The sequence below is a fragment of the Streptomyces sp. NPDC005017 genome (assembly GCF_042873115.1).
Taxonomy (GTDB): Bacteria; Actinomycetota; Actinomycetes; order Streptomycetales; family Streptomycetaceae; genus Streptomyces.
The window spans coordinates 63,902-77,389 of record NZ_JBIALD010000028.1 but is presented as its reverse complement, the minus strand read 5'-3'; the positions used below and the strand labels follow the sequence as shown (position 1 = coordinate 77,389).

At 68.2% G+C, this 13,488-nt stretch carries 9 protein-coding genes; 3 read left to right on the top strand and 6 right to left on the bottom strand.

The features are described from left to right. Nucleotides 1-12: 12 nt before the first annotated feature. On the top strand, nucleotides 13-1,173 hold the full coding sequence (locus ACFYR0_RS31645; protein WP_389335732.1) for an alkane 1-monooxygenase: 1,161 nt from the start codon (nucleotides 13-15) through the stop codon (nucleotides 1,171-1,173). Nucleotides 1,174-1,435: 262 nt separating this feature from the next. On the opposite strand, the gene ACFYR0_RS31640 is transcribed toward ACFYR0_RS31645, so the two are convergent. The 3 genes from ACFYR0_RS31640 to ACFYR0_RS31630 all read right to left on the bottom strand — a co-directional run bounded on the left by ACFYR0_RS31640 (nucleotide 1,436) and on the right by ACFYR0_RS31630 (nucleotide 4,441). Continuing rightward, nucleotides 1,436-2,305, bottom strand: a complete 870-nt coding sequence (locus ACFYR0_RS31640) for a hypothetical protein (RefSeq protein ID WP_389335729.1) — start codon at nucleotides 2,303-2,305, stop codon at nucleotides 1,436-1,438. Between the two features lie 318 nt (nucleotides 2,306-2,623). Continuing rightward, nucleotides 2,624-3,328, bottom strand: coding sequence for a hypothetical protein (locus tag ACFYR0_RS31635; protein WP_389335726.1), 705 nt, complete (start codon nucleotides 3,326-3,328; stop codon nucleotides 2,624-2,626). A gap of 162 nt (nucleotides 3,329-3,490) precedes the next feature. Beyond that, nucleotides 3,491-4,441, bottom strand: a complete 951-nt coding sequence (locus ACFYR0_RS31630; RefSeq protein ID WP_389335723.1) for an ABC transporter substrate-binding protein — start codon at nucleotides 4,439-4,441, stop codon at nucleotides 3,491-3,493. A 329-nt stretch (nucleotides 4,442-4,770) separates the two neighbouring features. Here ACFYR0_RS31630 and ACFYR0_RS31625 point away from each other — a divergent pair, with 329 nt between their 5' ends. Continuing rightward, complete coding sequence (locus tag ACFYR0_RS31625) at nucleotides 4,771-6,201, top strand: hypothetical protein (protein ID WP_389335720.1); 1,431 nt, start codon at nucleotides 4,771-4,773, stop codon at nucleotides 6,199-6,201. Nucleotides 6,202-6,263: 62 nt separating this feature from the next. Here the strand turns inward: ACFYR0_RS31625 and ACFYR0_RS31620 are convergent, their stop codons facing one another. Next, nucleotides 6,264-7,661 carry an aspartate ammonia-lyase gene (locus tag ACFYR0_RS31620; protein WP_389335717.1) on the bottom strand — a complete coding sequence of 466 codons (1,398 nt, stop codon included), beginning with the start codon at nucleotides 7,659-7,661 and terminating at the stop codon, nucleotides 6,264-6,266. Nucleotides 7,662-8,363: 702 nt separating this feature from the next. Between ACFYR0_RS31620 and ACFYR0_RS31615 the strand changes: the two genes are divergently transcribed. Next, entirely contained in the window at nucleotides 8,364-9,977 is a 1,614-nt protein-coding gene (locus ACFYR0_RS31615; protein ID WP_389335714.1) for a hypothetical protein, read from the top strand. Nucleotides 9,978-10,407: 430 nt separating this feature from the next. Here the strand turns inward: ACFYR0_RS31615 and ACFYR0_RS31610 are convergent, their stop codons facing one another. Continuing rightward, entirely contained in the window at nucleotides 10,408-10,599 is a 192-nt protein-coding gene (locus ACFYR0_RS31610) for a hypothetical protein (RefSeq protein WP_389335711.1), read from the bottom strand. Nucleotides 10,600-11,256: 657 nt separating this feature from the next. Beyond that, the gene (locus tag ACFYR0_RS31605; RefSeq protein WP_389335708.1) at nucleotides 11,257-12,630 is read right to left on the bottom strand and encodes a hypothetical protein; all 1,374 of its coding nucleotides are present in this window, start codon (nucleotides 12,628-12,630) and stop codon (nucleotides 11,257-11,259) included. Nucleotides 12,631-13,488 lie beyond the last annotated feature (858 nt).

The window sequence follows — 13,488 nt, the reverse complement described above, 5'->3', positions numbered from 1 at the left end:
AAGGAGCCGACCGTGACGCCCGACCGTGCAGGAGATGTCCAGCAGTGGCGTGATCCGAAGCGCTACCTGTGGCTGCTGGCGCTCGCCGTACCCACGCTGCCCTTCCAGGCCGGCGGCCTGGCAGCCGTGACAGGCGCGGACGCGATGTGGTGGTGGGGACCCGTGTTCGCCTTCGTCCTGCTTCCCCTGCTCGACCAGGCGACCGGCAGTGACGGCGAGAACCCCCCCGAGGCAGTCATGAAGCGCCTGGAGGCCGACCGCTACTACCGCTGGTGCACCTATCTCTACCTCCCCCTCCAGTTCGCCGCGTTGATATGGGCGTGCGAGCGGTGGAGCAGCGGCACCCTGTCCGTGGTGTCGGCTCTCGGCCTCGCAGCGACGACGGGTGTGGTCGCCGGCGTGGCGATCAATACGGCCCATGAACTCGGCCACAAACGTGAGCGTCTGGAGCGGCAGCTCAGCCGGTTGGCGTTGGCGCAGACCGGTTACGGCCACTTCTATGTCGAGCACAATCACGGGCACCACGTCCGGGTCGCCACCGCGGAGGATCCGGCGAGTTCCAGGATGGGCGAGAGTTTCTGGCGCTTCCTGCCGCGGACCGTCGTCGGCAGTGTCCGCTCCGCCTGGCGCCTCGAGAGCCGTCGGCTGGAGCGCCGCGGCCGCCGCACGTGGGGGCGGCACAACGACGTACTGACGGCGTGGGCCCTGACCGTGGCACTGTTCGCCGGCCTGTCGCTGGCGTTCGGGCCGGTGGTACTGCCGTACTTGTTGCTGCAGGCCGTCATCGGCTTCTGCCTGCTGGAGACCGTGAACTATCTCGAACACTACGGACTGCTGAGGCGGCGCCGCCCCGACGGCCGCTACGAACGAGTGTCGCCGCGGCACAGCTGGAACAGCAACCATGTCGTCAGCAACCTCTTCCTCTTCCAGTTGCAGCGGCACTCCGACCACCACGCCAACCCCCTGCGGCGTTACCAGACACTGAGGCATTTCGACGAGGCACCGCAGCTGCCCTCGGGCTATGCATCGATGATCGTCGTGGCGTGGTTCCCTCCGCTGTGGCGGCGGATCATGGACCCACGGCTGATGGCTCATCTCGGCGGGGACCTGACCAAGGCGAACATCCACCCGTCCGCATCGACCGCGCCGGCGGGGGCCGTGGAAAGGGCGTGATCTCCTCGCCCCCGGAGTGCCGGGTCCGGCGGACGCAGCCATCGCCTACGAGAGAGCAGCCGACACAACATCAACCACCCTGCCCCGAGCCGCATGGCTGTGTCCAAATTTTGGGTGAAGGCCCCGCGTCGGCCTCACCCTGCGCGGGGCATCGACCAATGGGACGGTCTGGCCGGCCACCTGGGCGGTCGCGCGGATCGGCACGGGCTTCAGACCGATCGGCGCAGACTGCTCGCCCGGCGCTCGGGAGGCGCAGACGCGCTCACTGCATCACTTCGAGATGCGGGTGGTCGAACGACGTCGGGCAGATGTAGATCTGCATGCGGTAGCCCGAGCCGATCTTCACCATCGGCGCGTCGTGAGGAGTGCGCAGGCCGACGGGGCCTGACGGCTTCTCGAGGTCTGTCAGGGGGGTCCAGGTGTCGCTCCAGCCGCTGCTCTCGCCGGAGTCGATGGTGAACAAGGGCTCGTACCGGGCACTGCAGATATCGCAGTGCAGGGGCTTGGGATCGCCGTAGCCCCACGGGGCCCAACCGCCGATCTTCCAACCAGGAGCGACCGAGAGTTCGTATTCGTAGTAGGGGCCGCCGGGGCCTTCTTCCGGGTCCTCCTCTTCCTCTCCCGTGTCGTGGAGACGGTCGGCGAGCTCCTCCGGGCGATGGTGCGCTGCCGGGTGATCGGGGTTCTCCTGCTCTTCTCCCCAGTCGTAGAGACGGTCGGCGAGCTCCTCCGGGAGTTCGTGCGGAGCCGGGTACTCGGTGACGACCTCGGGGTGCAGGACACAGGGTGCCGGAACGTAACTGCCGTCGTGCTGGACGTCCGCGGGTTCCGGGGGATCGGTGAGCAGCGTGCCGACGCTCGCGGCGTTCCGCCAGACGAGGCGGGCCGCGGGAAGTCCGTTGTCGTGGTCAAGGGGGCACCACAGGACTTGCAGCAGGTCGGCTCCCTCGGGGCCCGCGAGTCCGGGGATGTCGCGGAAGTAGAGCTGGGCGACGGGTAGCAGGGCATTCGGCTCGGGGTGAGCCGGATGCCCTGCTTTGAGTGTGGCGAGACATGCGCCCTCGTCGGGGGTGAGGAGGAACTTGCGAGGGTCGCGGGGGCGACGCCGGGCGGCGTCGAACAGGGCCCGCATTTGGCGGATGTCGCCGAGGGAGACAGGCGGGTGACTGTAGTGGTGTTCCTTCGTGCAGGTCGGCCACGTTTCGTCGGCGGGCCACAGGAGTGGTCCGCCGACGGAGCTGTCGTGAACGGTCGGCCGGCCCTCGCGGGGGTGCAGGCGGACAGCCTGCCTGGCCAACGGCGCCAGTTCCGGGAATATGGACGTGATGTCAACAGGGCGGGGTGGGGTGGTTCTTGGCACGTGTGCTCCTTCAGCGGCCACCTGAGAGTTTCGGCGGACTCTACCTCCAGGCTGCGGCAGTCCTGTCGGCCTCGGCCAGGCAGTTTTCGCCTATGTCGGTGCCGATGAGCAGCGGCCGACGGGGCGTTCGCGATCGGGCCCAGCTCGGCGGCAAGTGGCGGCCTTCGAGGGGGTGTTACTCGTGCTTCGCGGCAGACGTTGGCACAGGGGTCCAGCCGAACACCGAGGCTCGCCGGGGGAGTAGAGAGCGTCGAATTCGTCTCGGATGGTGTCGTCGTGAGAGGCGACGCCGTGCTCCTCGTGATGTCGGCGGTAGAAGACGTCGGTGTTGACCGGGACGGGGGCTGTGCCGGTGGGGAGGAGTCGGTGCTTGTCTGCCGAGGGCCGGGTCTGCCAGGTGTGCGCGTCGTAGCGGTCGTGGTCGGTGAGGTAGTTGTAGCGGGCTCCGCGCAGGGTCCACCCGTTTTTCGTCTTCCCGGTGCGTGCGTGGCGCAGGTCGAGTACGGCGACCCCGTTGGGGCCCAGCACGATGAAGTGCTCGTGCCGGGTGCCGGGGTTCTCCACGACGATGGCGGTGTTCTCCTCCAGGGCGTAGACGCGGTCGTGGCCGGTGTCGGCGGCCAGGCGGTAGGCCCGGCCTTCTCGTCCGTAGGCGCCGGTGTGGGTGTCGATGAGGGCGGAGCGCAGGAAGCCGAAGCCTCCGTGGGGGAGGTAGCCCAGGCGGGTGGGGTCGTCGAAGTAGCCGGGAGCGCTGCCGTCGCGCAGGCCCTCGTAGGATTCCCCGCCGCTGACCATGTCCGGGCCGGAGGCGATCTGGGCGCCGGCGACGACGGCGCAGCAGGGAGAGTGTCGCGGCGATCCAGCGGCCGTAGTTGCGTACCGGCACGACTTCGAGTTCGGGAGCGGCCGGTGCGCTGTCAAAGCGCACGGCGGCCGGGTTCTTGAGGTCGGTCATCGTCAGTCCACCGCGGCGTTCTTGGTGGCTTCCTTCACCGCGATCGAGGCGACGCCGTACTTGTCGTAGATCTTCGTGACGGTGCCGTCGTCGATCAGGGCCTGCAAGGCCTTGTGGATCGCGTCGGTCAGCTCGGGCAGCTTCTTGCTCACCGCGATCCCGTTGGGCGAGGCGTTGTAGCCGCCGGGGGCGGCGGGGTCGTCCACCAGGTCGAAGGCGCCTCCGTCGTCGGCGGTCTTGGCGACCCAGCCCGCGGCCGGCTTGGTGAGCACCTGCGCGACGACCTTCCCCGAGCGCAGCGCGAGCTGCGCGTCGGAGTCCTTGGGGAACGTCTGGATGTCGATCTTCTTCTTGCCGGCGCCGGTGCAGGCCGCCTGGTGCGACTTGAGCAGGTCGAGCTGGTTGGTGGCGGCCTGCACGGCGACCTTCTGGCCGCACAGTGCGTCCAGGTCGGTGATCGCGGCCGGGTTCCCGTCGGCGACCAGGATGCCGGAGCCGGACTGCGAGTAGTCGACGAAGTCGAGGACCTGCTGGCGCTCCTTGTTGTCGGTGATGGCCGACATGGCGACGTCGAACTTGCCGGCCTGGATCGCGGGGACGATCCCGTCGAACTTCTGCGGGGTGAAGGCGAAGGCCACGCCGAGCTTCCCGCCCAGTGCCTGGCCCAGGTCGTAGTCGAGGCCGGTGAGTTCGCTGCCGCCCTCCTTCACGAACATCTCGAAGGGCGGGTAGGGCACGTCGGTGGCCACCCGCACCTTCCCGGCCTGCTTGATCCGGTCCGGGAGCAGGTCGTGCAGGGCCGGGTCCTTCTTGATCACCGTTCCGGCGACGGTGACCTTCGCGTCCGCCGCCGCGGGCGCGGCGTCGTCACCGTCCCCGCAGGCGGACAGGGTCGTCAGGGCCACGGCCGCCACAGCGGCGGTCGAGACACGCCGGGCGAGACGAACGTTCATCGTGAGGGAGCCTCTCGGGATCTGTGCCGACGCGCCTGTGCCGCCGGCCGCACACCAGGGAAGTTACAGAGCGAGCCGAAAATTGGCTAGATGTATCGCACGTTTCATTCAGGTAACACGCCCCGAATGGGCGGCCCCTGAGATCCATTCACACCGATTTATCAGCCGTGAGCTGCTGATACATACAGGCGGGGTGACTCTCCAGCTCCATACATCTATCGGATCTGCGTCTTGGCTTGTATCTTCCGCTACCAACCCACGTACCTCGCCGTCAGCAGCGGCAGCCGCTGACGGCAGGACGAGCCGAACTCCCACACACTGGAGACTCCGTGACGTCTCGTCATGCACGCCGACTCGTACCCGTATCCACCGCCCTGGTGGCGTTGGCGCTGCCGCTCGCCCTTCACCAGCCGGCCCACGCCGCTGCCAACCGCATCAGACTCGGCGGCACGGCCGACGTCAGCCGCACCACCTGGAACGGGCCGGCCTTCACCATGAACGGCGCGGGAGGTGTAGTGACCGCCTCGATGTCCCGAGCGGTCGACGCCATCCGCGGCGGCACCGGAAGCCTGGACGTCGTGGTCCTCGCGGGCTCGGCTCCGACCTCCGGCAGCAAGACACCGGAGTGCGACACCATCATGACCGTCACAGGCGTCAACTCCTGTACGACCTGGACCCTCACAGCCGCCAACGACGGCAACAACAGCCAGGTCAACACGGACATCCGCAACGCCGAGTTCGTCTACTTCGCCGGCGGCGACCAATGCCGGTACGCCGCGTGGAAGGGCACCGCACTGGAAGCGTCCGTGGAGTCCGTGGTGGCCAAGGGCGGAGGGTCCGGGGGCGGCAGCGCGGGGCACCACATCAACAGTCCCGTGGTGTACGACGCCTGCAACGGCAGCGTCACCAGCACCGAGGCCCTCGCCAACCCCTACGACCGTGCCATCAGCTTCACCACGGGCATGTTCCAGTGGGCCGACTACGGCGGCGTCATCAACGACTCCCACTTCGTCACCCGCGACCGTATGGGCCGCACCATGGCATTCGTCGCGCGGGCGGTGAAGGACGGCCTCACCACCGGCGGCGCCGCGTGGGGCGTCGGTGTGGAGGAAGGCGGCGGATCGCTGTTCATCGACCGCAACGGTCTCGGTACGCAGTACGGGAAGGACGCGTACGTGGTCCTGGGCGACCATCAGCCCGAACAGGCCGTCGACCGCAAGCCGCTGACGTACTCCAACTTCAAGATCTGGCGCCTGACGCCGGGAACCACGTTCGACTTCAGGAACCGCCCCACCTGCGGCTACTACCTGCGCAGCGTCACCAACGGAACGCCCGACGCCAACCTCTACAACGGCACACCCGTCACCAACTGCGGCCCCCAGAGCGGAGGAAGCACACTGGCCGAGAGCGAACCGAACGACACGCGTGACCAGGCCAACGACGCCACCGCCCTGTCCGCCCCCACCACCATCACCGGCGGCATGAAGTCCACGAGCGATCGCGACTACTTCAAGACCACCCTCGGCTCAGGACAGACCGCCTCGCTGAACTGCGCCGTGCCCGATGCCTACGACGCGGACCTGTACTGGCTCGACTCGGCCGGCAGTACACTCACCCGTTCCGTCAACGACGGTGCCGGCACCGACGAATCCCTCACCTTCACCCGGACCGCCACCGGGACGGACACGTACTACCTCGACGTCGAGGCGTACAGCGGGTCGGGGAACGCCACCTACTCCTGCACCCTGTCGAAGAGCTGAAGGAGCGCCGTCACCGCTACGGCCGGCGGCCCCGTCGGCTGAGCCCGGGGCGACGAACACCCTCATTCTTCGGGATGCGCCAGGCGCCACGGATCCAGCAGACGATCAAGCTCCTCGCTCGACACCAAGCCGCCCTCCAACGCCAACTGCCGAACACCCTGTCCAGTCTCGATGGACCGCTGCGCGAGCTCGCTCGCGCAGTGGTACCCGATCACAGGGCTCAACGCCGTGACCAGACCGACCGATCCCTCGACAAGACCGGAGAGGCGCTGCTCGTTCGCTTCGATCCCGCGCACGCAACGCTGGGCGAGGACACTGCAGGCCGCTGCCAGCCTGTTCGCCGAGTTCAGCAGATGATGTGCGATCAGCGGCTCGAAAGCGTTCAACTGCAACTGACCGGCCTGAGCGGCTGCGGCAACGGCGGCGTCAGCGCCCATCACATCGAAGCAGACCTGGTTCACCGCTTCGGGGATCACCGGATTGACCTTGCCGGGCATGATGCTCGACCCCGCCTGCACGGGAGGCAGACGTATCTCCGCCAGCCCTGCGTGGGGCCCCGAGCACAGAAGACGCAGGTCGCTGCAGATCTTCGACAACCGCACCGCGAACTGCCGCAGCGCGCCGGAGAGCTGGATGAAACCTCCGATTCCCTGCGTACTTTCCACCCTGTTCCGGGCCGGGCGCACGGCCACGGCCGAGAGTTCCGCGAGACGAGCCACCACACCACGACCGAAGCCGGGATCGGCGTTGAGGCCCGTGCCGATCGCCGTCCCGCCGAGATTGACCTCGCGCAAGGCGCCTGCCGCGCCACGTACGAGTTCAGCGTCGTCGCGCACCGTGAGGGCGTAGGTGTCGAACTCCTGCCCCAGTGTCATCGGTACGGCGTCCTGCAACTGGGTGCGGCCGAGCTTCACCGTCTTGGCGAACGCCCCGCCCCGGTCCTCGAACGCCCCCGCCAGTTCAGTCATCCTCTCCAGCAGAACGTTCGACGCGGAGTGCAGTGCGAGCTTGATGGAAGTCGGATAGACGTCGTTCGTGCTCTGGGCGCGATTCACGTGGTCATTGGGGTGGATGATGTCGTACCTGCCCCGTGCATGCCCGAGGATCTCGAGCGCGCGGTTCGCGATGACCTCGTTGGCGTTCATGTTCGCCGAGGTGCCGGCACCCCCTTGTAGCACGTCGACGACGAAATGCTCGTGGAGGAGTCCGTCCCGGATCTCACGGCAGGCTTCGGCAATGGCACGCGCCTGTGTCGGCGGCAGAGTGCCTGCGTCGAGATGCGTCAGGGCGGCGGCCTCCTTGACGCAGGCGAGCGCGACCACGAGTTCGGGGTGCGCCGACAGCGGGATGCCTGTTATCGGGAAGTTCTCCAACGCGCGCAGGGTGTGTATCCCGTAATAGGCGTCCTGTGGTACCGCCCTCTCGCCGATCAGGTCGCGCTCTCTGCGCTGCATGCTCATGAGACTCCTTCGTCAGGGCCAGGTGGAGGGTGGGCGCCACGACGTCCGAGTCAAAGTATCATGCATTACATCTATCGAGTCGATGCAATGTTTTGAAACAGATGATACGGCGGGTGCGGGCTGGCGCGGGTTGCAGCGCGGGCTGCCTCGCGTGCGGCTGCATGTGAGGCCGCGGGCATCACGGCGACCGTCACTGACGCACCGGCCCCGCGCCGGTGACGGCTGAACGCCCCATCCGCGCATGCACCTGACCATCGGCGCGCCCGGCCCCGCCCACGGCCCGGCGCGCCGGTGCCCGTTCAAGACGTCTCCCGCGACTGGACTGAATCGTTCGTCGACGGTGTCCAGCCCAGAGCCGTGCCCTGCGGGCCCTCATGACGCCCTGTCACCGACTGAAATGCGTCAAGTTTCCGGCCGCAGAGCAGGCGAAGCGCCTTCCCGTGCACTCCCAGCGGCCTCCGCATACAGGGCATATGCCTCCGCGGCCTTCAGGGGCCTCCGTCGGTCGGTTCCCTTGCGAAGACTCCTCTTCGCCTGAGGTCGAGCCCCGTGCCGAGTCGAGGCGGCAGCGACCCAACTCCACTGCCTCGAACCCGAGTTGAACTTTCGAACCTCTTTGCGTTTCGTGAGAACATCCTGGGAGCCTTCCGTCGGTCCAGCTGCAACCGCAGCGGAACAGCAGCAACGACGGAGGCCGACCGCATGTCCCTGCGCATGTCCCGAATCCGCAGACGCCGGGTGTGGCTGACAGTCACCACCGCAGTCACGCTGGCACTGGCCGGCTCGGGGGCTCCGGCCCACGCCGAGGAGGACCCTCCGCCGCTGCCCGAATCATGGCGTCAGGATCCGCGGGCGACGGAGGCCGATGCGGCGGCTGCGGGCACCAGGGCGTGGACCAGCCCGGGCGGCAAAGCCGTCCCCTCGGACTTCACCCTGCAGGCCGGCGCGATGAACGGCACGACCGCCGACCGTGTCGCCCGCCTTGACCGCGTGTTGCCCAAGTCGGGCGTGTCGAAGCTCCTCGCCAACGCCAACCGCACCGTCAACACCTCCGGGTGCACCCGCGACCCCTTCGGTACGGCTCCTCCCGCGGCCCTCAAGTGGTGCCTGGAGGCCGACGATTCGACCTCGCGCGAGTGGATTCCGCAGGCTGTGACCGGTGTCTCGGACGCCGCCCACAGCGAGCAGTACGGTGCCGGTGACGACAAGGACATCCAGCTCTACGCGTCCTACGACAACTGGGACCCGAGGCGCGACAGCAACGGCGACGGGATCGGCGACTGCACTCCCGCGGAGCTGGAGGCGAACGACGCCTGCAACCAGAAGGGGGTGCGGATCTCCTTCGTGCAGCGCCGCCCCGACGGCACGGTGAAGTACCGTCACGTGCTGCTGGGCTGGGCGTACACCAACGCGTCCGACCACATATCGTTCGACGGAGTGCACTCCTCCGAGGGCTCGACGATCTCGGACGAGGACATGCAGAACGGCCTGCACGCAGGCGGCATGGTCTGGTACGGCCACTATCTCTATGTGGCCGACACCCGCAACGGCATCCGGATCTTCGACATGGAGAAGATCATGGACATGGATCCCAACGGGGACGGCAAGGCCGGCGACGAGATGGGCGCGGACACCGACGGTGTGAAGACCACGTCCGACGTCGAGGACAAGACCAAGGTGGGCCGCCACGACAACGTCTGGTACAGCTTCGGCTACCGCTACGTGATGCCGCAGGTGGCGGCCTGGAAGTTCAAGGCCAGGCAGTCCAATCCCGCACGTGCCTACAAATGCGTCAGCACGGGAGCGCCGAAGGCGTCCTACCTGTCACTCGACCGCAGCATGAACCCCGACCGGCTGATCATGGGGGAGTACTGCCGCCCGGCAAGCGGCCACCCCTCGCCCGGCCGGATCGCCTCGTTCCCCGTCAAGGAACTGGAGAAACGGTCCGGCGAGGTTACGGCCGAAGGCTGGGCCAACTATCTGCCGATGACGAACGGCGGCGCCCAGGGTGCTCTGGCGATGGGGGAGAACCTGTATGTCAACCAGAGCGCCGGCCACAACGCCCCGGGCAACCTCTGGCGCTACAAGTGGAGCAATGGCGTCCTGGTCTCCAACGGCAGTCCCATCAAGACCGCCACGGGAGCCGAAGACCTCTACTACGAACGCGGCGCGCAGCGTCTGTGGTCCGTCTCCGAACACTACGGACCGGCGGTGAACGCCGAAGCCCTCGAAGCCGGCACAGAAGCGAAGTGCCTTGGCCTGGTCTGTGAACGCGTTCTCTACGCCCACAGCAAGGCGCAGCTGGATGCCCCGTGACCGGTGGTGCTGAGGAGCAGGGCCCGACTGTGTGACCAGCGGCTCGATCATTCCTTGATGCGGTCGAGGGCGAAGCGTCGGTCGCGGCCGTAGACCGTCCGTCGAACTGCGGTCTGACATCGACACGTCGCTGCCCTCGCCGTCTCCGCAGCGGATGGAGGGACGGCCGCGGGAACCCGACCGGCAGGCTCTGTACGGGCTCCTGCTCCTCCTGCACACCGGAATTCAGCCGGAGGGCTGCCCAGGAACTCTCCGGCACCCCATCCTCCCGCAGGCACCGTCGCCTCGGGGCACCGCCGAGTTCCCGACACAGCCGATTTCTTCCGCAGATCGCGGCTGTGGTCGGCCCGAGGCGCACGCCTGCCAGGTGCGGGTTCCTGACCTTCCTGCGGGCCGGGCGGGCGCGTGGGTACGGTGGTCCGGGAGATCTTCAGCAGTTCGGGTCTGTGTGTGGGGGCAGGCCGGTGGAGCGGCGGTGTGCCGTGCACACCGCCGACCAGCCGCCACCCCCTGCGGTGCGGGTAGCCGGTGACCGGCGTGGTGCGCCGGTGCCCACCCGCTCGCGCGCGACGGTCTCGGCGAAGTCGTGGAACTGCTTCGGCGTCTCAGTTCGTGCCGGCATGCGGGCCACTCCTTCAGGCGAGCTCGCGGCCTGCGGCGGCCGCACGCCGGTAGTACTCGTAGAAGCCGTCGAAGACGGGGTTGGCGATGGCCATGGTGTGGTGGCGGGTTCGACCCGTTGCTGCCCCTGGGCATCACAGCGGGCGTCCTGATCGTCGGGACAGGCCTGCTGGTGCTCGCCCGGCGTCGGCGTTCCTGACGCATCCGCGCAGTCCCGGGGCGTCTGAAACGGCCCGCGGCGAGGGAGAAGTGGGCGCGGACCTCGGTGAGGTCCGCGCCCCTGCCGCAGGCGCCGACCAGTAGTCGCGACGCGCGTGAGCGGAGGGCTGCTGCCCCTGCCGCCGCTTGTGCCAACCGACGCGGAATGAGTTCGCAGTGCCCGCTGGGTGCTCTGCGGCAGTCCGAGAGGGGCAGGAAGTCGGGATCATCCGGTCCGTGGCGGTGTTCGCGGTGATGCCATGGACGCGGAGCAGACGTCGGTACTTGTCGCCGGTGCAGCCGGGGTCGGCGAACAGTGGTGGCTCATCAGCCGCCTTCGCGCCGTCGCCGTACCCGAATCCGAACCTCGGGAAGACTTCTCGCCGAGCCCGGGTTCGACGCGGCTGATCACGCTGCCCCGGAACCTCGGGCTGACTGATCTCCGGCGGTCGAACCGGGTTCAGTCCCCGCTGCCGCTCGAAGTGCATCGGACCACGATGCTGGAGCTGTGACCGCCCTCGCTCGTGGACTGCTGCTGCGAGGAAACCGACACACTCCCGTTCGCCTCCTGGATCACGACGAGGCTTGAGCCTGCGTCGGTGCTGGAGGCGGAATGAGTCACGCAGCCGGCGCCGGGTTCCAGCCGTTCGTCGCCGCTGGCAGGGAGGCCAGGCGTGGCCGCACGGGTGGTACCGGCGCCGGCAGGGGCGCTGCTCTCGTGCCCGTTGGACGCAGTCACAGGCGGGACCGGCAGGCGGGACGGCTGGGACGCATCACGTACGGCAGGGGAAGAGGGCGGACGACTCTCGGCAGCGGCAGACGCCGTTGCCCCTTCGGGTGCGGGTGCCGTGGCAGCCGTCGTCGACCCTCCTCCGCTTTGGGCTGGAGTGTGGGCGGAGGTGCGCAGGCTCGCGATGGCGCCTGCGGCCAGGGCCAACACCAGAACGGTCAGAGCCAGCGGCAACGCGATGCTGGGGCGCTGGTGTGTTCGGCATCCAGCGGTGCGTGCCGCAGGGTCGCTCGCGTTCCGGCCGGAGGAGGATGCCGCGTACGCCGGACCGGCATAGCCGATCAGCCCTGTCGTCAAGGCCAGTTGGGGTGCGGTGTAGAGGGTCGTGAGGTCGTGCAGTGCCTCCTCGCACCGTAGGCAGTCCACCCGGTGGGCATCGAAGTCGGGGCTGATGCCCGGCACGGGACTCTGTGCCGCGGCCTGCAGGATCCGGACATAGCCCCGGCAGTCTTTGTCGGAGCACTTCGTGCCGTGTACCCCAAGGTAGGCGTGGCGCAAAGCCGTCAGCGCGTGCTCTCGGTGATAGCCGAAGTCGCCCTGGCCGGTTCCGGCGTACCGGGAGGCGAGTTCGCGGTCGCTCCCCTCGATCTCCGCGTACCACAGCAATTCCTGTTCGAACTGGGGCAGCTGCCAGAAGGCACGGAGCAGGTTGTTGTGGTCGGCCCAATGGCGCAGAGGGTTGGCCGGGTCGCCGCCGACTTCCGCGACCCAGCGGGTGAAGGCGGGCCGGAGGCGATGGTGGCGTTCGTCGGTGGCCCACTGGGCCGCCAGGCGTTGCACGTGCAGCAAGAGATTGTGCCGGACAGCGCGGCTGCGGACACGGCCGGCGGCCGCTGTCTGCGCGGCGCTGGACATGACCTGCCGCGTGAGCTGGTCGGCGATCCGCTCGTCCTGCACGCACAACCGGGCGTAGTCCCGCAACGCCGGGAAGTGTCGGGAACGCAGGACCTGCAACGCTTGCGGCCCGTGCGACGCTCCGCGAGCCAGGTTCGCCACGAGCTCGGCGTCGGAGGACTCATTCGGGTGGGCAGGTTGTTCGGGCACAGCACTCCCCCTAGCGAGGACGGAAGCACAACGAAGAGGCCACCTCGGCCGCTTGTATGCGTTCCGGCCGTCGATGTTCGGCCACTATGACAGGCACCTGCTCACCGATCGGGACGGTTGACCGCTGAGGTCGAGCTCGACGATCAGGCAGGCGGGGGAGCGCTACCTGCCGCAAACACCTGACATGTGCCTCCATACGGGCATGCGGTCGTCTTTCGAGCGCCCGGCGTCTGACCGCGCGTTGGCGCCCTCCGCTGGTCAAGTGTTCGTGAGGAAAGGGAAGGCCGCACACGCCGTTTCTCCGGGGGCGGCCGCACAAGCCCGTGACACCTTGCGACTTCGCAGTTACAAACCGTCCCGCCCAGTCGTTTTCCTCTTATGGCGGAATCGATTACGTAACCGGGAGTCGCACCTTGACAGACCGGGGCGTGCGGCGCGTTCCGCCATCTCGCAGCCGGAACCGCCTGCGCTGTGGCCGCCACGTGCCGTCCCCTCGCCGCACCGTCGTCGCCGCTTCATGACCCCCCTCCCGGACCCGGCCAGGGCGATCCGCGAAGACCGGCCCGCAATCGTCCAGGGCATCACCACCCCGTTCGACCCCCGCGTCGACGAAGACCGCATCACGGACCTGAAACTCCAGAAACGCATCACGGCCGGACGCGCGGGAGTCCCGCCGCTCCGCCACCGCGTCACCCTCATGGCCCTGCTCCGACGCCGCTACCCCGGGGGTTCTGGACCGAGTTCCTGCGCTCGTCGCGGTTCCCCTCCGGCCTTGCTCGCCAGGCCACTGTGTCGGTTCACCGTGCCGTCGCCGTGTCCTGGAGGCGAAGTACCTCTGCCGGGACCCGATCGCCTGCG

What these genes read in the sequence shown, in the direction of transcription:
- ACFYR0_RS31640 (WP_389335729.1), bottom strand. Translation starts at nt 2,305, where the DNA reads ATGCGGGCCCTGTTCGACGCCGCCCGGCGTCGCCCCCGCGACCCTCGC.
- ACFYR0_RS31635 (WP_389335726.1), bottom strand. Translation starts at nt 3,328, where the DNA reads ATGGTCAGCGGCGGGGAATCCTACGAGGGCCTGCGCGACGGCAGCGCT.
- ACFYR0_RS31630 (WP_389335723.1), bottom strand. Translation starts at nt 4,441, where the DNA reads ATGAACGTTCGTCTCGCCCGGCGTGTCTCGACCGCCGCTGTGGCGGCC.
- ACFYR0_RS31620 (WP_389335717.1), bottom strand. Translation starts at nt 7,661, where the DNA reads ATGAGCATGCAGCGCAGAGAGCGCGACCTGATCGGCGAGAGGGCGGTA.
- ACFYR0_RS31615 (WP_389335714.1), top strand. Translation starts at nt 8,364, where the DNA reads ATGTCCCTGCGCATGTCCCGAATCCGCAGACGCCGGGTGTGGCTGACA.
- ACFYR0_RS31610 (WP_389335711.1), bottom strand. Translation starts at nt 10,599, where the DNA reads ATGCCGGCACGAACTGAGACGCCGAAGCAGTTCCACGACTTCGCCGAG.